Here is a 19,296-nt window from a genome sequence, read left to right as displayed (position 1 = left end):
CAAGGCGCAGGGCGAGCTGAGTCCCCCCGCCTATTCCGCGGCCTCGGCCTCCGCCTTCTCCACTCGCGCGGCGGCGTACTTGAACTCCGGGATCTTGCCGTCGGGATCGAGCTGCGGGTTGGTCAGGATGTTCGCCGCCGCCTCCACATAGGCGAAGGGGATGAACACCATGTCGTGTTGCAGCGCCTCGTCGGCGCGCGCCTGCAGCGTGATCGCGCCGCGGCGCGTCGTCACCCGCACCATGTCGCCCGCTGCGATGCCCATCCTCCGCAGCGCGAAGGGATGGAGCGAGGCCGTGGGCGCTGGCTCCAGCGCGTCGAGCACGCCCGCCCGCCGCGTCATCGCGCCTGTGTGCCAGTGTTCGAGTTGCCGGCCCGTGGTCAGCACCATCGGATACTCGGCATCCGGACTTTCCGCCGGCGAGACCCCCGTAGCGGGCACGAGGCGCGCGCGCCCGTCCACCGTCGGGAACCGGTCGGAGAAAACGACCGCCTGCCCGGGATCCTCGGGCGAGAGCGAGGGATAGGTGACCGCCCCGTCCCGCTCCAGCCGCTCCCACGTGATGTTGTCGAGCGAGGCCATGCCGCGGGCCATCTCCGCAAACACCTCGCGCGGGTGCGTGTAGTCCCAATCGAGGCCCAGCCTGCGCGCGATCTCCACCGTGATCCACCAGTCGGGCTTCGCCCCGCCCGGTGCAGCGACCGCCTTGCGGCCCATCTGGACCTGCCGGTTGGTGTTGGTGACGGTGCCGTCCTTCTCCGGCCACGCCGTCGCGGGCAGCACCACGTCCGCCATCATCGCCGTCTCGGTCAGGAAGATGTCCTGCACCACGAGATGCGTGAGCCCCGCCAGTGCCTCTCGCGCGTGGGCGGCATCCGGGTCCGACATGGCCGGGTTCTCGCCCATGACGTACATGCCACGGATGTCGCCGCGCGCGATGGCGTCGATGATCTCGACGACCGTCAGGCCCGGCTGCGGGTCGATCTCCGCCCCCCACAGCGCGCCGAACTTCTCCCGCGCCTCGGCCAGCGAGACCTTGGCGTAGTCCGGCAGCACCATCGGGATCAGGCCCGCGTCGGAGGCGCCCTGCACATTGTTCTGCCCGCGCAAGGGGTGCAGGCCCGTCCCCGGCCGGCCCGACTGGCCGCACATCAGCGCCAGCGAGATCAGGCAGCGCGCATTGTCCGTCCCGTGCGTGTGCTGCGAGACGCCCATGCCCCAGAAGATCATTGCCCGCTCTGCCGTGCCATAGAGGCGCGCCACCTCTCGCAGCGTTGCCGCGTCGATGCCGCAGACTTCCGCCATCTTCTCCGGCGCATAGTCGGCGAGATGCGCCTTCAGCGCCTCGAACCCGTCGGTGTGTGCCTGCAGGTACTGGGTATCGTAGAGCCCCTCCTCCACGATCGCATGCATGATCGCGTTGAGCATGGCGACGTCGGTGCCGGGCCGGAACTGCAGCATGTGCGTGGCGAAGCGCTTCAGCCCCATGCCGCGCGGATCCATGACGATCAGCTTCGCGCCATTCTTCACAGACTGCTTGAAGTATGTGGCGGCAACCGGATGATTTTCCGTCGGATTTGCCCCAATCACGACGATCACGTCGGATTTCAGGCACTCGTTGAACGTGGCCGTCACCGCGCCCGATCCGATCCCCTCCATGAGGGCCGCGACCGAGGATGCGTGGCAGAGCCGCGTGCAATGGTCGACATTGTTGTGCCCGAAGCCCGTGCGGATCAGCTTCTGGAAGAGATAGGCTTCCTCGTTCGAGCACTTGGCCGAGCCGAAGCCCGCGACCGCCCGCCCGCCGTGGGCGTCCCGAAGCGCCGCAAGCCCGTCCGCGGCGGCGTCCAGCGCCTCCTCCCAGCTTGCCGGGCGGAAGTGCGTCCAGGGGTTGGCCGGATCGACGTTGAGGCCCCTGGGCGCGCCTTCCTTGCGGATCAGCGGCACGCTCAGCCGCTCCGGGCTGCTGACATAGTCGAAGCCGAAGCGGCCCTTAACGCACAGCCGGTTTTCGTTCGCGGGGCCGTCGCGCCCCTCGACCCACGCAATCTTTCCGTCGCGCAGCTTGTAGCTGATCTGGCAGCCGACCCCGCAATAGGGGCAGACGCTCGCCACCTCCGCATCCGCCACGCGGCCGCCGGTCTGGGTCGCCATGTCGACGATGGAGGCAGGCATCAACGCGCCTGTCGGACAGACGGCCACGCACTCCCCGCACGCCACGCAGGTCGACTGCCCCATCGGGTCGCCGAAATCGAAGACGATAAGCGCGTCCGGCCCGCGATAGGCCATGCCGATGACGTCGTTCACCTGCACCTCGCGGCAGGCGCGGACGCACAGATTGCACTGGATGCAGGCGTCGAGATTGACCGCCATCGCCGGGTGCGAGGTGTCGGGCGCAGGCGCGCTCTCCTCGTCCCAGGCGCGCGGAAAGCGGGAGGTGGCGATCCCCTGAGCATCCGCCCAGCGCCAGAAGCTCGCCTCCGTGTCGTGCGCCACCTCCTGCGGCGGCTGGTCGGCCACCAGAAGCTCCATGACCATGGCGCGCGCCTTCACCGCGCGGTCGCTTTGCGTCTTCACCACCATGCCGTCGGCGGGCTGGCGCAGGCAGGAGGCGGCGAGCACCCGCTCCCCCTCCACCTCGACCATGCAGGCGCGGCAATTGCCGTCGGCGCGGTAGCCGGGTGCGGGCCGCCAGCACAGGTGCGGGATCGTCGTGCCCTCCCGCGCGGCCACCTGCCAGATGGTCTCGCCGGGCCGGGCCTCGACTTCACGGCCGTCGAGCGTGAAACGAACCGTATCGCCGCTCATGCCACCTCCTCCCGGAAGAAGCGCAGGACGGACCGGATCGGGTTCGGCGCCGCCTGCCCCAGCCCGCAGATGGAGGCGTCGGCCATCGCCGCACACAACTCCTCCAGCAGGCCTGCGTCCCAGCGCTCACGCTCCATCAGCCTGACCGCCTTCTCGCAGCCCACGCGGCAGGGCGTGCATTGCCCGCAGCTTTCATCTTCGAAGAATTTCAACAGGTTGATGGCAACTTCTCGCATGTCGTCCTTGTCCGACAGGATGACCACCGCGTGCGAGCCGACGAAGCAGCCAAGCTCCGCCAGCCGCCCGCCGAAGTCGAGCGCCACGTCGTCCATCGCCGCCGGAAGGATGCCGCCGGACGCTCCGCCTGGAAGATAGGCCTTGAAGACGTGCCCCTCCTCCATGCCGCCCGCGCGCGCGATCAGGTCGCGCACCGTCACGCCCGCGGGTGCGACGATCACGCCCGGTTCCCGCACCCGCCCCGACACCGACCAGGAGCGGAAGCCCTTCGACCCGTTCATGCCCTGGCCCGCGAACCAGTTGGCCCCCTTCTCCACGATGTCGCGGATCCAGAACAGCGTCTCGACATTGTGGTTGAGCGTGGGTCGCCCGAAGAGCCCCACCTCGGCGATATAGGGCGGCTTGTGGCGCGGCAGCCCGCGCTTGCCCTCGATCGATTCGAGCATCGCGCTCTCCTCGCCGCAGATGTAGGCGCCCGCACCGCGCCGCACCTCGACGAACCCCGGCGCTGTCAGTCCCGCGGCCTCCAGCGCGGCGATCTCGCGCGCCAGGATCGCCAGCACGGCGGGATATTCGTCGCGCATGTAGATATAGACCCGCTCGGCCGCGACGGCGTGGGCGGCGATCAGCATGCCCTCGAGGAAACGATGCGGATCGCGCTCCAGCCAGTAGCGGTCCTTGAAGGTGCCGGGCTCTCCCTCGTCTCCGTTGACCGTCATCAGGCGCGGGCCGTCGAAGCCCCGCACGATCTGCCATTTCCGCCCCGCCGGGAAACCCGCGCCGCCGAGGCCCCTCAGCCCCGCGTCCGACAGCGTCGCGATCAGGTCCTCCACCGCCACCGCGCCCGACCGCACGCGGGCGAGCAGCCCGTAGCCGCCGCCCGCGCGATAGTCGTCGAGGCCCGCGTAGTCCGGGATCTCCGGGCTCCGCACACCCGACGCAACCACCTCCAGCACCGCCTCAGGCGTCGCATGGTCCACGTGAGCGTGGCCGACCTCCGCGACCGGGGCCACGGCGCACCGCCCCATGCAGGGCGCACGCACGACGCGCACCTCCGCCGGGTCCGTACCGGCCTCCAGCGCGCCCCTCAGAGCCTCGGCCCCCTTCAGCGCGCAGGTGAGCGAGTCGCAAACCCGGATTGTGGTCGCAGGCGGCGGCATCGCCCCTTCCTTCACCAAGTCGAAATGGGCGTAGAAGGTCGCGACCTCATAGACCTCGGCCTGCGACAAGCGCAGCTCAGCGGCGAGCGCCCTCAGGTGTGCCGCCGAAATGTGCCCGCGCGCGTCCTGGATCAGGTGCAGATGCTCGATCAGCAGGTCCCGCCCGCGGGGCCGGTCGCCGAGCAACGCCCGAACCTCTTCCAGCGCCGCCGGATCGGCCTGCCGCCCCCTGGGCGTGGGCCGCGCCTTGCGCCCACCCCGCCCGCCGGGGATCGGGGGTCTCTCCATCTCGCCGCCGCCATCTGCCATCGTCATGCGTTCCAAGTATTTTCCGCCGGTGCGTTGGCCATGAAGATAACACGCACAAGCCGTCCGTCCCGGCCATCGCACGAGCGACATGTCGCGGTGCGCACGCGCCCTCTTTTCGCGTCTGCGCCGCCCGTGGCATAGACGGACAGCATGCCAGCTTGCAGGCGAGGCTCAAGGACGGAAGATGACCGAAACGCTCGACGTGCGCGGGCTGCAATGCCCGCTTCCGGTTCTGAAGGCGCGCAAGAGGATGGGCAGCCTTGCGCCCGGCGCGCTGCTGACCGTGCTCGCCACCGACCCGGCCGCGCGCATCGACTTCCCGCACTATTGCGACACCAGCGGACATGAACTGGTCGAGCAGCGCGAGGAGGGCGACACGCTCGTCTTCGTCCTGCGCTGCGTGAAGGGCTAGTTCAGCCCCTCGAACCCGCCCCCGGCATAGACCATGGCGAGGATGCCCGCCGCGACCAGCGCGGCTGCCGCGGCGAGCGCGATCTTCACCCAGGAATAGGGACGCTCCCCCTGCACCTCGCCGGTCGCGGCATTGACCATGAAACGATAGCTCTTGCCGCCGTGACGGTAGGCGGCCATCCACACGGGCAAGAGGACCTGCTTGAAGGTCACGTTCGCATGGCGCGTGTCGACGTGGCCGATGCGCTGGGCGTCGCCGCCGATGTCGCGCCGGATGTCGCCGCGGATCACCGCGTCCATCTGGTGGCGCGCGTCCTCGAACCCGTCGTCGAGCGCGACCTGGTAGGTTTCCGCCCGGTAGCCCGCGAGCCACGCCGCGTCATAGGGCTTCACCGCGCCGAGCGGCCAGGGCGCCAGCGCCTCGACATATCGGCGCGGCAGGCTGTGGCTCGCCACCACCAGAACGTCGTCGAAGGCGCGCGCCACGCGGCCGCTGACCGGTGTCCAGCGGATCTTGCGCACGCGCCGGGTCTGGCGCTGGGGTTTGCCGTTGACGTTCACCGTGACGGTTTGCGTTACCCAATAGGCATCGCCCCGCTGCCCGGTATAAGCCGTTGCCGTCTGCGAGTCATAGGTCCAGAACGGCACGTAGAGCCCGGACAGCGAACCGTTTTGTTCGGCTGCAGTCGCCAGGGAATTGGGCGCGAACCAGCGCGAGCCGAGCCATGTCTTGAGCGCGGCGCGCGCATCGCGCTCCGCGATCTGGAACGGCAGCACGCCCTGCGGCTGGAACACGCGGGTGAGCGTCGGCGCGACGACGATCGGACTGCCGCAAAAGGGACAAGCGCTTGCGTGCAGCTTCGGATCGAACTCGAAGCTCGCCGCGCAGGCGTCGCACTTGACGGTTCGCCGCTCCTCCGTCGGGACGGTCGCGGCGAGGTCGCGCAGGCCCGCGAGATAGTCCAGTTCCTCGACGCTTCCCCGTGCCGCGATCCGGTTCTCGTGCCCGCAATAGGCGCAGGCGAGCACCTCGGTGCCGGGCGCATAGGCGAGCTTCGCCCCGCACATGGCGCAGGGGAAGCGCCTGCCCTCCTCCGCCGCGTCGGTCATGCGGCCTCCCGCGTCACGCCCCCGGCAAGGGCGGCGGCATGGCGCCGAACAGGACGCTCAGCGAGGGCGCGGCGCTGGCCTTCTCCCAGCCCTCCATGCCGTCGGTCCAGACCAGCGTGTCGGGCGTGAGCTTGCCCTCGCGCGCCAGTCCCTTGAGCGTGCCCATGTCGAAGGGGCCCTGCCGCTCCCCTTTCGCGGCGATCCAGAAAACCGGCCCCGCGGGCGGCGGCGGCGGTGGCGGCGGCGTTGCGGCGGGCTGCTGCGGCGCAGACCGCGCACCCCAGGGCGCGGCCCCGCCGAGGGCGGCGCCCATCGTCTGGCCCATGGCGACGCCCGCGCCGATGCCGACGCCCGCACCCGCCGCACCGCCCGGATTGGCCGCCGCGGTTCTCAGCGCCTCCGCCGACTGGAAGCGCGTGTAGCGGTCGAGATCGCCCACCACCCCCATGCTGGTGCGCCGGTCCAGCGCCGCCTCCACCTCCGGCGGCAGCGACACGTTCTCCACGAGCAGATTGGTCAGCTCGATGCCATAGGCGAGGAAATCGCCCGCGATCTTGTCCGTCACATAGCGGCCGAGCGTCTGGTAGTTCGCGGCGAGGTCGAGCGCCGGAATGCCCGAGGCCCCCAGCACGGTCGCGAAGCGCGACACGATCAGGTTGCGCAGCTGGTCGGTCAGTTCGTCCGTCGTGAAGTGGCCGTCGGTGCCGACGATCTCCCGCAGGAAGCGGGTCGGGTCGGCGACGCGCACCTCGTAGGTGCCGAAGGCCCGGAGCCGCACCGGCCCGAACTCTGCATCGCGCAACATGATCGGGTTCTTGGTGCCCCACTTGAGGTCCGTGAACCGCCGCGTGCTGACGAAATAGACCTCGGCCTTGAACGGGCTCTGGAAGCCGTGGTCCCAGTGCAGGATGGTCGAGAGGATCGGCAGGTTCTTGGTCTCGAGCAAATACATGCCCGGCGGGAAAACGTCGGCTAGCCTGCCCTCGTTCACGAAGACCGCCGTCTGCCCCTCCCGTACGGTCAGCTTTGCGCCGTACTTGATCTCGTTGCCGTGCCGCTCGAACCGCCAGACCATCGTGTCGTTCGACGAATCGACCCAGTCGATGACGTCGATGAACTCGCCCATCAGGCGGTCCCAAAGGCTCATGTCGTTCCTCCCGTCCGGTACGCTGCCGCGCCGCTCAGCTGCCCGTTCCCGTGCGCGCCTTCGCGGCGGCGAGCGTGCGCTTCAGTTCCTCTTCCATGACCTTCAACTGCGTCTCGGCCTCGGCCCGCTTCTTGCGCCCCTCGTCGGCGATGTTGAGCGCGTCGTTGATGGTGCCGATCAGCGCGTCGTTCGCCTTCTTCAGCGTCTCGATGTCGACGATGCCGCGCTCAAGCTGCGTGCGCACCTCGCGGTTGGCGATCCCCAGTGTCTCCGACGTCGCGGTCAGAAGCTCGTTCGTCAGGTCCGTCGCCTGCTTCACGCTCGCCGCCGCCTGGCGCGAGCGCTGGATGGTCAGGGCCTGCGCGATCTGCTGCTTCCACAGCGGGACCGTGTTGGCGATGGTCGAGTTGATCTTGGTGATGAGGCCCTTGTCGTTCTCCTGCACGAGGCGGATCGACGGCATGGACTGCATCGTGACCTGGCGGGTCAGCTTCAGGTCGTGGACGCGCCGCTCCAGGTCGTCGCGCGCGGCGCGCAGGTCGCGCACCTTCTGCGCGTCCAGCATCTCTCCCGAGGCTTTCGCCGCCGCCTCCAGCGCCGGCAGCTCCTCCTTGTCGAGGGTGGCCAGCCGCTGCTCGCCCGCCGCAATGTAGAGCGCAAGCTCGTGGTAATAGTCGCGCGTCGCGTCGTAGAGCCGGTCGAGCGCGACCACATCCTTCATCAGCTTGGTCTTGTGGCCTTCCAGCTCGATCGTGATCGTATCGATCTGCTTCTGCACGCCTTCGAACTTCTGGGCGAACTGGACCAGCGGGTCGGCGAGGCGGAACAGCCGGGCAAGCCAGCCCTGCTTGTTCTTCAGCCCTTCGACGTCGAAGCCGCGCATCGCGGTGACAACGCGGCGGATCGCGTCGCCCGCGGGCCCGGTGTCCTTGTTCCGCACGTCGCCCAGCATCTGGTCGGAGATGTCGGTCAGCTTCTCCTGCGCCTCTGCCCCGAAGGTCACGATGGCGTTGGAGTTGCTCAGGTCGATGGCCGCGGCGATCTGGGCGATGCGCGCGTTCTCTTCCGGCGTCGCCTCGGCAGGGACGATCTCGGCCTTGATCTCGGACAGCGGAGCCAGCGCGTCGCGCAACTCCGTCTCGGCGGTTTCGATCCGGTCAGCCATCTACCCAGCCTCCTCTACCAGCGCACAAGGCGCGATCCATTTACCCGCCCCCCGACGGCCCGCCCGTCAGACGACGCCTTCCTCCTTGAGCCTCAGCCGCAACACCTCGAGGTCGACGTCGAGGTCGTTCACGTCGTCAGCCAGAAGCCGCATATGCTGCGCCTCGAACGTCTTTTCCATGCCTTCGAGCACACGGCGGAAATTCTCCTCCAGTTCCCCGCTCTCGACACGCGCATGGGTGGCGGCGTACTTGGCGGCGACATCGCGCGCGCCGTCCAGGTAGACATGCAGGAACTTGCGCGCGCGGCGGATGTCCTTCGGGTCGCTCTCGAGCACGCCCACGATGTCCCGGGCACGCGACGCGATCCGGCCGAGGCGGGCACGCAACTCCATGTTGCCGATCTGCCGGGCCGCGGCGTCGATGCCCGCGATCTTGGCCAGCGCGGTCCTGACCGTCTCCTCGACCTCCGCCGTGGTGACGCCGCCTGCACCCTGCACCGCCTTGTCTCGGCGCGGATCGAGGCCATAGACGAACGCGACGCCCAGCGCCGCGCCCGATGCCGCCACCGCGGCCACGCTCAGGCCCATGCCCGTCGCCAGGACGACCGCCCCGGTGGACACGCCGTAGAGGGCGGCTCCCAGCAGCTTGCGCGGAAGGCGCGGGGCGCGGGCGACGGTTCGCCGGTTGTAGTCGCGCTCCCGCACGAGCCCCTGGCGCACGAGGATCGCGCCCGCCATCAGGCCCACGAAACCGCACACCTCCAGCGCAAGCTCACCCAGCCGCCCGCCGGCAAGCGATCCCAGCGCCGCGAAGATCAGGGGCAAGGGCAGCAGGTGCAGCCAGACCGCGTTGCTGGCCAGCGTGCGCGCCCTGTCGCCGGTGTAGAGTTCAGGCATGGCCCCGCTGTCCCCGTTCAGAATCCCGCGGAGCCGATGGCGCGCAGGCAGAACAGCCCGGTCGTCCCGAACAGCAGAAGAAACCCCAGCGCGCGCATCCATCCGGCCGTCACGAAAAGGTCCCTCCCGGTTCGCCTCACAGGCGAGATTGATACCTCGGAATCTCGACGTTGCGCCAGACATAGGCACTCATGAGCAAACCGAAACCCGTCATCACGGTGAGCATAGACGTTCCGCCGTAGGATATAAGCGGCAGCGGCACCCCGACCACCGGGATCAACCCCATGACCATCGCCGTGTTGATCGAGACGTAGAGGAACATCACGACGCTGACGCCAAGCGCCAGCAGCCGGCCGAAGACGTGCCGCACCTGAAGCGCGATCGCGATTGCATAGGCGACGATCAGCAGATAGAGGGCGAGCACGCACAAGCCCCCGACCATGCCCAGTTCCTCCGCGATCATCGTGAAGACGAAGTCGGTCTGCTTCTCGGGCAGGAAGTCGAGCTGGCTCTGCGGCCCCTGCATGTAGCCGCGGCCCCAGACGCCGCCGGACCCGAAGGCGATCTTCGACTGGATGATGTGATAGCCCGCCCCCATCGGGTCGCGCTCGGGATCGAGGAAGGTGAGGATCCGGTCCTTCTGATAGTCCTTCAGGTAGCTCCAGGCGATCGGTGCGAAGCCCGCCGCGGCTGCACCGGCAGCAACGAAAAGCCAGATGCTTGCGCCCGCCGCCAGCACCAGCGCCGTCCCTTCGAACACCAGCAGCAGCGCTGTGCCGAGATCGGGCTGGCGCAGCACCAGCGCCACGGGCGCGAGCACCATCAGCGCCGGGACAACGAGCGTCAGCGGGCTGCGGATGCGGTCGTAGGGTACCCCGTGATAATAGCGCGCAAGCGCCATCACGAGCGCGATCTTCATGATCTCGGACGGCTGAAGCTGAAGCACGCCGAGGTCTATCCAGCGCTCGGCACCCTTGCCGCGCACGCCCGCGACCTCCACACCGATCAGCAGGACCAGCGCCACGAGATAGGCCGGATACGCAAGCTTCATCCAGAAGCGGATGTCGATGACGGCAATCGCGACCGCCAGGCCCAGGAACACCGAGAAACGCAGGATGTGCCGCCCGGCCCAGGGAGAGAAGCTGCCGTCCGCCGCCGAAAACAGCATCGCCGTGCCGATGGCGGCGGCGGTGCACAACAGCAGCAGCAGGCCCCAGTTCACCTCCAGCAGGCGGGCGCCAATCGTCCGGTCGTCCTGAACGCGGGTGAGCGCCATCGCCTCAGGACCTTTCCACGTCCGTATCCTCGCGCAGGCGCGCCGAAAGGATCGGGTCGCGCCGGATCGTCTCCATCAGGATGTCGCGCGCCACCGGGGCTGCAGCCCCCGAACCGCTGCTGCCATGCTCGACCACCACCGAGATCGCGTAGCGCGGGTCGTGGCGCGGCGCGTAGGCCACGAACAGCGCGTGGTCGCGGCGGTTCCAGGGCAGATCCTCGTTCCGCGTCACGCCGCGGGCACGCTCCGCCTTGGTGATACGGCGAACCTGCGAGGTGCCTGTCTTCCCGGCAATCTCCAGCCCCTCGTGCGCGATGCGGCTGCGATAGGCGGTTCCGCCCTGCTCGTTCGACACCGCATCCATGCCCTCGCGGACGACGCGCATGACCGCGTCCGACACCGGGATCTGGCGCAGCGGCGGCACCTCCAGCTCCTGCCCGCCAACCGCGCGGAACAGGCGTGGCCGGATCGCCAGTCCGCCGTTGGCGATGCGTGCGGTCATGGTCGCAAGCTGCAGCGGCGTGGCGAGGACGGCCCCCTGGCCGATCCCCGTGATGAGCGTCTCGCCCTGTAGCCAGCTCCGCCCCTTGGCAGCCCGCACCCATTCGCGCGAAGGCATCAGCCCCTCGCCCTCCGACGGCAGGCCGATGTCGAGGCGCGTGCCGATCCCGAAGGCCTTCGCCATCGCCTCGATCTGGTCGATGCCGGTCCGGCGCGCGATGTCGTAGTAGAATACGTCGCACGAGTGCTTCAGCGAGTCCTTGAAGTCGACCCTCCCGTGCCCGCCGCGACGCCAGCAATGGAAGGTGTGGTTGCCGAGCCGGTAGCTGCCGTTGCAGACGACCGTGTGCCCGGGATCGACCGCACCGCTTTCCAGCGCCGCCATCGCGACCAGCATCTTGAAGGTCGAACCGGGCGGATACTGACCCGCGATCGCCTTGTTGAGCAGCGGATTGTAGGGATCGGCGAGCAGCGCCTGCCAGTCCTTGCGCGAGATGCCGGTAACGAAGGAATTGGGGTCGTAGCCGGGCGTGGAGACGAGCGCGCGCACATCGCCGACCCGCACGTCCATGACACAGGCCGCGGCACTCTCGCCCGACAGCCGGGCAAAGGCGTACTCCTGCAGGTCGGCATCGATGGTCAGGGTCACGTCCTGGCCCGCGACGGCATCGCTGCGCCCGACCTCGCGGATCACCCGCCCCATCGAATTCACCTCGACGCGGCTCGATCCCGCCTGGCCGCGCAGCACCAGGTCCTGTTCCTTCTCGACCCCGCCCTTGCCGATGCGAAAGGCCGGCTGGCCGAGCAGGGGATTGTCGGGCTCTGCCGCGACGTCGCGCTCGGACACGTTGCTGACGTATCCGACGAGATGCGCAGCGGTGTGACCCAGCGGATAATCCCGCGCGGCACCCACATCGGGTACGGCGCCCGGCAACGAGGGCAGGTGCGCATTCACCGCCGCGAAGGTCTCCCAGTCGAGATTCTCGACCACCGTGACAGGCACGAACGAGCGGTTGCGCGCAACGTCCCGGCGCACACGCTGGCGGGTCTTCTCGTCGAGAGGAACGATGCCGGCGACGGCGTCGAGCGTCGCCTCCATGTCCTCGGTGTCCTCCGGGACGATGAGCACGCGGTAATTCGGACGGTTCACGGCAAGCGGGCGTCCGTTGCGGTCGAGGATCCGGCCACGCTCCGGCACCAGCAGGCGCATGTTGATCCGGTTGTCCTCGGCACGAAGAAGGAACTGCTCCCCGTCCACCACCTGCAACTGGTAGAGGCGCCCCCCGAGCACCACGAATGCACCCAACTGCAAGCCGCCGAGCAACAGCGCCCTGCGGGTGAAACTTCGTTCATGCTGGCGCGCGGTCGAGTTCATCGCTCTCCCTCACGCATAGCGCAGCGTTGCAAGCTGCACGCGCCCCAGCACCAGCGCAATCGGCGGATAGGCGCCCAACAGCAGCAGATACTGGATCAGCACCGGCGACACCGGCGGCGGTGCAAACGCGGCGATGGACACGAGCCCCCAGATCACCAGCATCGCGACGCCGGCGATACCGGCAAACGCCAGCCAGGCAATCGGAAACGGCCGCAGTGCCAGGGCACGCCGCTGACCGTGCGTCATCCCGCAGACGAGCGTGGCAGCCAGTGCCCAGGCGCCGAGCGGCGTTCCGGAGACGAAGTCCTGCACCAGCCCGACGCAGAACGCAGCCGCGACCGGCATGAGGTCCGCGCGGTTCAGCGTCCAGAAATAGATCGCGGCCACGGCCAGCGGGGGCGCGACGATCGGGGCGATGGCCGTACCGGTCAGCGCGGCGCCGAACAGCATGACAAGGGTGCAGGTCGCCACGGGAACTGCCGAGACGAGCGCCGCACGTCCACTGCGCGGAAGCGCTGCCACGGCCGCCGCCTCAGGTGCCGGGGCCGGACGTCCCGGCCTCCGCCCCGAAGTCGCTGCCGGGCCGATGCTCTGCGCGCCGCATGACGCGCACATAGTCCAGCCGCTCCAGGTCGGCGAACAGCGACACCTGCGCGCCGGACCGGTCGATGGACTTCACGGTGCCCACGGGCAGGTTCGGCGGAAAAACCCCGCCATCGCCCGACGTGAGCAACCGCGCCCCGCGCGCCGGCGGTGTATCGCCGGTCAGGAAATCGAGCCGGGGCAGCGGTGCGTTGCGGCCCGTCAACATTCCGCGGTCCCGGGTCTGCTCAACCATGACTGGCACGTGGCTGTTGAGGTCGGTGAGCAGCAGCACCCGCGCCGATGTGCGGCCCACCTGCACCACGCGGCCGATCAGCCCGGCGGCTGCAACCACCGCATCCCCTCGCGCGATCCCGGCCTCGCTGCCCTGGTCGAGCAGCAGTGTCCGCGCGAACGGTCCGCCCGCATCGGCCACCACGCGCGCCGATGCGAAGGTCGCCGTCTCCATCGCGTCGTAGCGTCCAAGCGCGCGCAGCGCGGCGTTCTCCTGCTCCAGCCGCAGCGCGACCGACTGCCATGCGAGCAGGCGGGTGTTTTCCTCCCGCAGGCGGGCGTTCTCCTCGTAGACGCGAAGATATTGGGCGACCGTCTCCACCGCCCGCCCGGCAGCCGCGACCGGCTCCCGCGCGAGGCCGAGGACTGGCGCAAGCGCGTCGTCCACGGCGGCCCGCAGACCGGCGGTCGAGACGACTCGCGTCCGCTCCGCCGCGAACAGCGCCACGGCGAGCACGAGGAAGATCGCCAGCCCGCGGCCGGCGGGGCCGGCAACGGACTGGCGCGCGCCGCGCCGGAACTGGAGCCGCGGTTCCGCCATGCCGGTTCGCTCCCCCTTCCTTCAGACCTTCGAGGTCAGACCTCTGCCAGAAGCTGGTTGAGCGCGCTCTTGTGCTCGAGCGCCTTGCCCGTGCCGAGGGCGACACAGGACAGCGGCTCCTCCGCGATGGTCACGGGCAGGCCCGTCGCCTCGCGGATCACCACGTCGATGGAGTCGAGCAGCGCGCCGCCGCCCGTCAGCATGATGCCCTTGTCGACGATATCGGCTGCAAGTTCCGGCGGGGTTGCCTCGAGCGCGAGTTTCACCGCCTCGACGATCTGGCTCACCGGCTCCGCGATCGCCTCGGCGATCTGGGCGCGCGAGACGGAGATCTCCTTGGGCACGCCGTTCATCAGGTCGCGGCCCTTGATCTCCATGTGCGGACCTTCGCCATCCTGCGGCTGGCGCGCCGAGCCGATCTGTTTCTTGATCCGCTCCGCGCTCGCCTCCCCGATCAGCAGGTTATGGGCGCGGCGGATGAAGGCGATGATCGCCTCGTCCATCTTGTCGCCGCCGATCCGCACCGACCGCTTGTAGACGATGCCGCCGAGCGAGATCACCGCGACCTCCGTCGTGCCGCCGCCGATGTCGACGACCATGGAGCCCGTCGGCTCCGTCACCGGCAGTCCGGCGCCGATAGCGGCGGCCATCGGCTCCTCGATCAGGCCGACGCGGCGCGAACCCGCAAGCTCCGCCGATTCCTTGATCGCCTTCCGCTCAACGGCGGTGGAACCAGACGGCACGCAGATCACCACGCGCGGATAGGCGAAGGAGGCGCGCTTGTGCACCTTCTTGATGAAGTGCTTGATCATCTCCTCGGCGACCTCGAAGTCGGCGATGACGCCATCGCGCATCGGCCGGATCGCCTGGATGTTTCCTGGGGTGCGGCCAAGCATCAGCTTGGCTTCCTCGCCCACGGCGAGAACCTGCTTCTTGCCGCCCACTTCCTTGATGGCGACGACGGAGGGCTCGTTGAGGACGATGCCCCGGCCTTTCACATAGACGAGCGTGTTCGCCGTCCCGAGATCGATGGCCATGTCCGATGAGAACATGCCGAAGAGGCCAGCCAGCATGAAAATTCTTTCCCGTGCATGCGTTGCGGCGCCGCCGGCGGCCATGTTGGGGCAATTACACCGGACACGAGCACCCTGCTCCCTTTATAGCCCTCCGGCTGATGGTGAGAAAGGTGTAACGCGGCAGGGTTAACGATTCTCCACCATCTGCGTTGTTCCGGCAGAATTTTTTAACGAAGAAGCGCAGCAGAAGGGGCCGGCGGATGGATTCCGCCGGCCCCTTCGGTGCGAATCGGGGGCGCCTGGATCAGGCCGAGGCCTGCAGCCCCTGCGGTGCGCTCTTCTCGCGGCGGACGATCAGCCGGTTGAGTGCGTTGACATAAGCCTTGGCCGACGCGACCAGCGTGTCGGTGTCGGCGCCCTGGCCGGAGGCGACGTGGCCCTCGTCCTCCAGCCGCACCGAGACCTCGGCTTGCGCGTCCGTGCCGCCCGTGACCGCGTGCACCTGGTAGAGCGCCAGGTGCGGATACTCGCCCGTCAGCTTCTTGATCGCCTTGAAGATCGCGTCCACCGGGCCGTCTCCGGACATGGAGGCCGAAGACACCTTGCCGTCGATTTCCAGCGTCAGGTCGGCGGTCTGCACCACGTCGGTGCCGCACGCGATGCGCAGCGACTTCACGCGGATGCGGTCGCCGGCCCGGTTCAGCTCGTCGTCGACCAGTGCCACGATGTCCTCGTCGTAGACGTTCTTCTTGCGGTCGGCGAGGTCCTTGAAGCGGGAGAACGCCTCCTGGAAGGCATTGTCGCCCAGCGCGTAGCCCAGGTCCTTCAGCTTCTCCTTGAAGGCGTGACGGCCGGAATGCTTTCCCATCACCAGGTTCGACTTGTTCAGGCCGACCGATTCCGGGGTCATGATCTCGTAGGTCTGGGCGTCCTTCAGCATCCCGTCCTGGTGGATGCCGCTCTCGTGCGCGAAGGCGTTCTTGCCGACGATCGCCTTGTTGTACTGCACGGGGAACCCCGACACCTGCGAGACGAGCTTGGAGGCCCGCGTCAGATAGGTGGAATCGATGCCGGTCTCATAGGGCATGGCGTCATGGCGCACGCGCAGCGCCATGACGATCTCCTCCATCGCGGCGTTGCCCGCCCGCTCGCCCAGGCCGTTGATCGTGCACTCGATCTGGCGCACGCCGGCGCGCACCGCCGCCAGCGAGTTCGCGACCGCCAGACCAAGGTCGTTGTGGCAATGGGCCGAGAAGACCGCCTTGTCGGCGTTCGGCACCCGCTCGCGGACCATGCGGAACATGTCGAAATACTCGTCCGGCGTCGTGTATCCGACCGTGTCCGGGATGTTGATGGTCGTGGCGCCGGCCGCGATCGCTGTCTCGACGATGCGGCACAGGAAATCGGGCTCGGTGCGCGTGCCGTCCTCGGCCGACCATTCCACGTCCTCGCAATAGCGCCTGGCGTGCGACACGCTCTCGTGGATCGCGGCCACCACGTCTTCGGGGTCCATCTGCAGCTTGACCTTCATGTGCAGCGGCGAGGTGGAGATGAAGGTGTGGATGCGCGGGCTCTTCGCGTGGCGCAGCGCTTCCCAGGCGCGGTCGATGTCGACCTTGGAGGCACGGCAGAGGCCCGCCACGGTCGAGCGCTTCATCAGCTTGGCAACCTCGCGCACGGCCTCGAAGTCGCCGTTCGAGGCGATGGGGAAGCCCGCCTCGATCACATCGACGCCCATGTCGTCGAGAACTTCTGCGACCTTCAGCTTCTCGGCCAGCGTCATGGAGGCGCCGGGGCTCTGCTCGCCGTCGCGCAGCGTCGTGTCGAAGATGCGGACGTAGTTGGAATCGTTGATCTCTTGCGGTGTCATCTCGGCAGTCCTTGTCGGAAAATCGGGTCACAATGAGTGTGTTCCGGGCCTTGCGCTCCGGCTTTTCCCCCCCAAGCGTCCGGCGCCCGCGGCGCCATGCCAACGCTCAGGGGCAGATAAGGAGAAGAAGAAGGCCGAGCGGCGCCGCACCGCGACCGCACAGCACCGCACCGGGGCGCAGATCCTGCTGCCCGGCGGTCGCCGCATCGATGGTCGCGAACTGGGTCATGGTTTCCGTTACGCTCGAACTCAGGGAGGAAATAAAACGCAAGAAGCCGTGGCGTTCAAGCCTCAATCTTTCGCGCCAGGGACTAAACAGCTGCTTGCTGCGGTCTATGTGTCTGTCTGCGCCCGGCACCGACCCGGGTCGCGGCAGATCCGAAATCCACTTGATCGGGAGGATTTGTGATGAAGAAGACCCTCGCAACCGCCGCCGTGCTCGCCCTCTTCGCCGGGCCGGCGTTCGCGTCCAGTTGCCCGAAGCACATGGCGCAGATCGACGAGGCGCTGAAGACCGCCAACCTGTCCGACGCGCAGATGGCGGAAGTGAAAGAACTGCGCGCCGAGGGCGAGCAGCAGCACAAGGCCGGCAATCACCAGGCCTCGGTCGACACGCTCGCCAAGGCCAAGGCGATCCTCGGCATCAACTGAACCGGCCGCGAAAAGCAGGACACCCCGGCGGGGCCAACCGCCGGGGTGCTGCGAAAGACTGCCAGAACATCTTGCCCCAATGTTCCAGGACGGTTGTGCGCATGGGGGCCGGCCCACCCGGCCCCGGCGCAAATCGGCGTGCTTACGAATTGCCGCCGGTCAGGTTCATGATCAGGTTCGGAAGTCCGCTGAAGTCCGTCAGCTGGCTGGCGTCGATGTTGCCGCCGGCCACCGTGCCGACGAAGGCCAGGGTCTGCCCCACGCCCTCGACACCGGAGAGGCCGAACTGCAGGGCGTTGAACGCCCCTTCCAGGTCACCGCCGTTCAGCGCGCCGATCACGCCCTGCGCGGCGTTCGCCACATCGGGGTTCACCGATTGGAGGAAGGGCTCCAGCGCCGCGAGGTCCTCGCGCTGGAAACCGTCCTTCAGCGTTTCGCCGAAGGTCAGCGCCAGGTCGGCCGCCTCGCCGACCCCGCCGCCGAGACCCTTGAGGGACGTGAGCGCAGCGAACGGGTCAAAACCCTCGCCGTTGAACAGGCCGGCGAACGGCCCAGTGCCGCCCAGCATGTCGTTCACGGCGTCCGGAGCGCCGAAGGTACCCGCGAGGCCCTGCGCCGCGCCGAGATAGTTGCCGCTCAGCAGATTGACGCCGATCCCGACGAAGGGCGCAAACTCCTCGAGGCCGAGCGCGCCGAGACCGGCATCGACAAGGCCACCGAGCGGGCCGCCGCCGCCCATGATGCCGCCGAGCAGGCCCCCGCCGTCGCCGCCGCCGGTCACGGCATCGGCGATCTTGCCGAAAATGACCACCTGGCAAGCGGCCCGAACGGGACGGAACGCGATGTCGTCCGCGCCATCGGCGGCGAAGAGAACGGAATGCGCACTGCGATGAGACATGATTCAACCTCCCAAGCAACTCGCGGCGTCACCGCGAAAGCCACAGACCAAAAGATCGGGCCAGAGGGTCTGTTCACAGCCTTGGGAGGCTCAGCTATCGGCCCTGATGAAGGAAAGCATATACAGAGGGTTGACATATGCAAGCACAAAATGTCTCAGATTGACGCAAAAGGGGCGGCCGAAGCCGCCCCTTTCGTCTTCTCTCAAGCGCCGCCGCTGGCGGCTCACATGCGCATGGCCCGGACACGCTGCCCGGGGCCGGGGCGCGATGCGGGCCTCAGCCGCACGCCGGGTTGGAACCGTCGTCGTAATCGCACGGCCACGGCGCCGGAACGCTCGGATCGGTGATGATCACGCCGTCGCCGTTCTCGTCGGTGCCATTCTCATCGGTCGGATTGCTCCCGGTGAGGAGCGCGCTCTGGAATTCGGCCGGCGCCGGAGCGCCCTCCGCAGGCCCGAAGGCCTCTGCACCGGACACACCTCCAAAATCGATCACAGACATAACTCACATCTCCTGTTGAGGTCGTTGCTGAACATTCTGCGCGGTCTGTTCACGGCCGCCCGGCCCAGGAGATGCGCGTGTCGGGATTCTGCACAGGCGTGCAGACATGCTCCGGGCACGGTGGCCGAGCCACCCCGCCCCGATGCACGAAAGCAGATCAGATCGTGGCGCCCGGCGGGACCGGTACCGTATCGCTCGGGATCACCGGAATGGTATCGCTCGGGAGGCCGCCCGGATTCGGTCCCGTGTCGACGGAGCCTTCCGGCTTGCTGTCCGGCAGCCCTTCGGGCGGCGTCGGCCAACCCGAAATATCCCGCACCGGTTCCCCGCCCGTCCCCGCAACGGGCGCGCCCTCCATGAGATCCCTGAACATCTGGGCGTTTTCCGCGATGCCGCCAGAGGCAGCCCCACCCGTAACATCCGACACGCCGGTCGAATTCGTGATCGCCATCGCCAATACTCCAATACTGTTGAAAACATGCAGCGGCGCGCAAACGGCAGCACCTGCCCGCGGAGCTGATCAGGGCGACGAGCCCAGCGGAGCGC

18 protein-coding genes are annotated in these 19,296 nt (G+C 68.3%); 2 read left to right on the top strand and 16 right to left on the bottom strand.

Annotated elements, in window-relative coordinates; genetic code table 11:
• Positions 1-30: 30 nt before the first annotated feature.
• A complete protein-coding gene (gene fdhF, locus NJQ99_RS01135; RefSeq protein WP_269330965.1) occupies positions 31-2,808 on the bottom strand; it encodes a formate dehydrogenase subunit alpha in 2,778 nt (925 codons plus the stop codon).
• Positions 2,805-4,514 (bottom strand): NAD(P)H-dependent oxidoreductase subunit E, encoded by a 1,710-nt coding sequence (locus NJQ99_RS01130; protein ID WP_269332053.1) that lies wholly within the window; start codon positions 4,512-4,514, stop codon positions 2,805-2,807. The genes fdhF and NJQ99_RS01130 overlap by 4 nt, the downstream gene beginning before the upstream one ends.
• A gap of 184 nt (positions 4,515-4,698) precedes the next feature.
• On the opposite strand from NJQ99_RS01130, the gene NJQ99_RS01125 reads away from it, so the two are divergent.
• On the top strand, positions 4,699-4,926 hold the full coding sequence (locus NJQ99_RS01125) for a sulfurtransferase TusA family protein (RefSeq protein ID WP_269330964.1): 228 nt from the start codon (positions 4,699-4,701) through the stop codon (positions 4,924-4,926).
• Here NJQ99_RS01125 and NJQ99_RS01120 read toward each other — a convergent pair.
• From NJQ99_RS01120 to NJQ99_RS01070, 11 genes are all read right to left on the bottom strand, one after another.
• Positions 4,923-6,035: a primosomal protein N' (replication factor Y) - superfamily II helicase gene (locus tag NJQ99_RS01120; protein ID WP_269330963.1), complete on the bottom strand. Its 1,113-nt coding sequence runs from the start codon at positions 6,033-6,035 to the stop codon at positions 4,923-4,925. The genes NJQ99_RS01125 and NJQ99_RS01120 overlap by 4 nt on opposite strands.
• 13 nt (positions 6,036-6,048) lie before the next feature.
• Positions 6,049-7,182: an SPFH domain-containing protein gene (locus NJQ99_RS01115; RefSeq protein WP_269330962.1), complete on the bottom strand. Its 1,134-nt coding sequence runs from the start codon at positions 7,180-7,182 to the stop codon at positions 6,049-6,051.
• 34 nt (positions 7,183-7,216) lie between these two features.
• The gene (locus NJQ99_RS01110) at positions 7,217-8,347 is read right to left on the bottom strand and encodes a toxic anion resistance protein (protein WP_269330961.1); all 1,131 of its coding nucleotides are present in this window, start codon (positions 8,345-8,347) and stop codon (positions 7,217-7,219) included.
• Positions 8,348-8,413: 66 nt separating this feature from the next.
• On the bottom strand, positions 8,414-9,244 hold the full coding sequence (locus NJQ99_RS01105) for a 5-bromo-4-chloroindolyl phosphate hydrolysis family protein (RefSeq protein ID WP_269330960.1): 831 nt from the start codon (positions 9,242-9,244) through the stop codon (positions 8,414-8,416).
• A gap of 136 nt (positions 9,245-9,380) precedes the next feature.
• On the bottom strand, positions 9,381-10,520 hold the full coding sequence (rodA, locus tag NJQ99_RS01100; protein WP_269330959.1) for a rod shape-determining protein RodA: 1,140 nt from the start codon (positions 10,518-10,520) through the stop codon (positions 9,381-9,383).
• A 4-nt stretch (positions 10,521-10,524) separates the two neighbouring features.
• Positions 10,525-12,396: a penicillin-binding protein 2 gene (gene mrdA / locus NJQ99_RS01095; RefSeq protein ID WP_269330958.1), complete on the bottom strand. Its 1,872-nt coding sequence runs from the start codon at positions 12,394-12,396 to the stop codon at positions 10,525-10,527.
• 9 nt (positions 12,397-12,405) lie between these two features.
• Positions 12,406-12,918 (bottom strand): rod shape-determining protein MreD, encoded by a 513-nt coding sequence (gene mreD, locus NJQ99_RS01090; RefSeq protein WP_269330957.1) that lies wholly within the window; start codon positions 12,916-12,918, stop codon positions 12,406-12,408.
• 10 nt (positions 12,919-12,928) lie between these two features.
• Positions 12,929-13,813, bottom strand: a complete 885-nt coding sequence (gene mreC, locus NJQ99_RS01085; protein ID WP_269330956.1) for a rod shape-determining protein MreC — start codon at positions 13,811-13,813, stop codon at positions 12,929-12,931.
• Positions 13,814-13,848: 35 nt separating this feature from the next.
• Positions 13,849-14,886 (bottom strand): rod shape-determining protein, encoded by a 1,038-nt coding sequence (locus NJQ99_RS01080; RefSeq protein ID WP_269330955.1) that lies wholly within the window; start codon positions 14,884-14,886, stop codon positions 13,849-13,851.
• A 247-nt stretch (positions 14,887-15,133) separates the two neighbouring features.
• Positions 15,134-16,699: a 2-isopropylmalate synthase gene (locus NJQ99_RS01075; RefSeq protein WP_269330954.1), complete on the bottom strand. Its 1,566-nt coding sequence runs from the start codon at positions 16,697-16,699 to the stop codon at positions 15,134-15,136.
• Between the two features lie 106 nt (positions 16,700-16,805).
• On the bottom strand, positions 16,806-16,928 hold the full coding sequence (locus NJQ99_RS01070; protein WP_269330953.1) for a hypothetical protein: 123 nt from the start codon (positions 16,926-16,928) through the stop codon (positions 16,806-16,808).
• A gap of 179 nt (positions 16,929-17,107) precedes the next feature.
• On the opposite strand from NJQ99_RS01070, the gene NJQ99_RS01065 reads away from it, so the two are divergent.
• Positions 17,108-17,350 (top strand): hypothetical protein, encoded by a 243-nt coding sequence (locus NJQ99_RS01065; protein WP_269330952.1) that lies wholly within the window; start codon positions 17,108-17,110, stop codon positions 17,348-17,350.
• 142 nt (positions 17,351-17,492) lie between these two features.
• On the opposite strand, the gene NJQ99_RS01060 is transcribed toward NJQ99_RS01065, so the two are convergent.
• The 3 genes from NJQ99_RS01060 to NJQ99_RS01050 form a co-directional block, all read right to left on the bottom strand.
• Entirely contained in the window at positions 17,493-18,248 is a 756-nt protein-coding gene (locus tag NJQ99_RS01060) for a hypothetical protein (protein WP_269330951.1), read from the bottom strand.
• Between the two features lie 277 nt (positions 18,249-18,525).
• A complete protein-coding gene (locus tag NJQ99_RS01055) occupies positions 18,526-18,750 on the bottom strand; it encodes a hypothetical protein (RefSeq protein ID WP_269330950.1) in 225 nt (74 codons plus the stop codon).
• A gap of 157 nt (positions 18,751-18,907) precedes the next feature.
• Positions 18,908-19,201 carry a hypothetical protein gene (locus NJQ99_RS01050; protein WP_269330949.1) on the bottom strand — a complete coding sequence of 98 codons (294 nt, stop codon included), beginning with the start codon at positions 19,199-19,201 and terminating at the stop codon, positions 18,908-18,910.
• Between the last annotated feature and the right edge of the window lie 95 nt (positions 19,202-19,296).

This window comes from Futiania mangrovi, from assembly GCF_024158125.1.
In the GTDB taxonomy this organism is placed as follows: Bacteria; Pseudomonadota; Alphaproteobacteria; order Futianiales; family Futianiaceae; genus Futiania; species Futiania mangrovi.
The sequence above is the reverse complement of the archived record's forward strand: the minus strand, read 5'-3'. Positions and strand labels throughout refer to the sequence as shown.

What these genes read in the sequence shown, in the direction of transcription:
- NJQ99_RS01080 (WP_269330955.1), bottom strand. Translation starts at nt 14,886, where the DNA reads ATGCTGGCTGGCCTCTTCGGCATGTTCTCATCGGACATGGCCATCGAT.
- rodA (WP_269330959.1), bottom strand. Translation starts at nt 10,520, where the DNA reads ATGGCGCTCACCCGCGTTCAGGACGACCGGACGATTGGCGCCCGCCTG.
- NJQ99_RS01120 (WP_269330963.1), bottom strand. Translation starts at nt 6,035, where the DNA reads ATGACCGACGCGGCGGAGGAGGGCAGGCGCTTCCCCTGCGCCATGTGC.
- NJQ99_RS01110 (WP_269330961.1), bottom strand. Translation starts at nt 8,347, where the DNA reads ATGGCTGACCGGATCGAAACCGCCGAGACGGAGTTGCGCGACGCGCTG.
- mreC (WP_269330956.1), bottom strand. Translation starts at nt 13,813, where the DNA reads ATGGCGGAACCGCGGCTCCAGTTCCGGCGCGGCGCGCGCCAGTCCGTT.
- NJQ99_RS01105 (WP_269330960.1), bottom strand. Translation starts at nt 9,244, where the DNA reads ATGCCTGAACTCTACACCGGCGACAGGGCGCGCACGCTGGCCAGCAAC.
- NJQ99_RS01125 (WP_269330964.1), top strand. Translation starts at nt 4,699, where the DNA reads ATGACCGAAACGCTCGACGTGCGCGGGCTGCAATGCCCGCTTCCGGTT.
- NJQ99_RS01070 (WP_269330953.1), bottom strand. Translation starts at nt 16,928, where the DNA reads ATGACCCAGTTCGCGACCATCGATGCGGCGACCGCCGGGCAGCAGGAT.
- NJQ99_RS01055 (WP_269330950.1), bottom strand. Translation starts at nt 18,750, where the DNA reads ATGTCTGTGATCGATTTTGGAGGTGTGTCCGGTGCAGAGGCCTTCGGG.
- NJQ99_RS01050 (WP_269330949.1), bottom strand. Translation starts at nt 19,201, where the DNA reads ATGGCGATCACGAATTCGACCGGCGTGTCGGATGTTACGGGTGGGGCT.
- NJQ99_RS01115 (WP_269330962.1), bottom strand. Translation starts at nt 7,182, where the DNA reads ATGAGCCTTTGGGACCGCCTGATGGGCGAGTTCATCGACGTCATCGAC.
- NJQ99_RS01060 (WP_269330951.1), bottom strand. Translation starts at nt 18,248, where the DNA reads ATGTCTCATCGCAGTGCGCATTCCGTTCTCTTCGCCGCCGATGGCGCG.
- fdhF (WP_269330965.1), bottom strand. Translation starts at nt 2,808, where the DNA reads ATGAGCGGCGATACGGTTCGTTTCACGCTCGACGGCCGTGAAGTCGAG.
- NJQ99_RS01130 (WP_269332053.1), bottom strand. Translation starts at nt 4,514, where the DNA reads ATGGCAGATGGCGGCGGCGAGATGGAGAGACCCCCGATCCCCGGCGGG.
- NJQ99_RS01065 (WP_269330952.1), top strand. Translation starts at nt 17,108, where the DNA reads ATGAAGAAGACCCTCGCAACCGCCGCCGTGCTCGCCCTCTTCGCCGGG.
- NJQ99_RS01075 (WP_269330954.1), bottom strand. Translation starts at nt 16,699, where the DNA reads ATGACACCGCAAGAGATCAACGATTCCAACTACGTCCGCATCTTCGAC.
- mrdA (WP_269330958.1), bottom strand. Translation starts at nt 12,396, where the DNA reads ATGAACTCGACCGCGCGCCAGCATGAACGAAGTTTCACCCGCAGGGCG.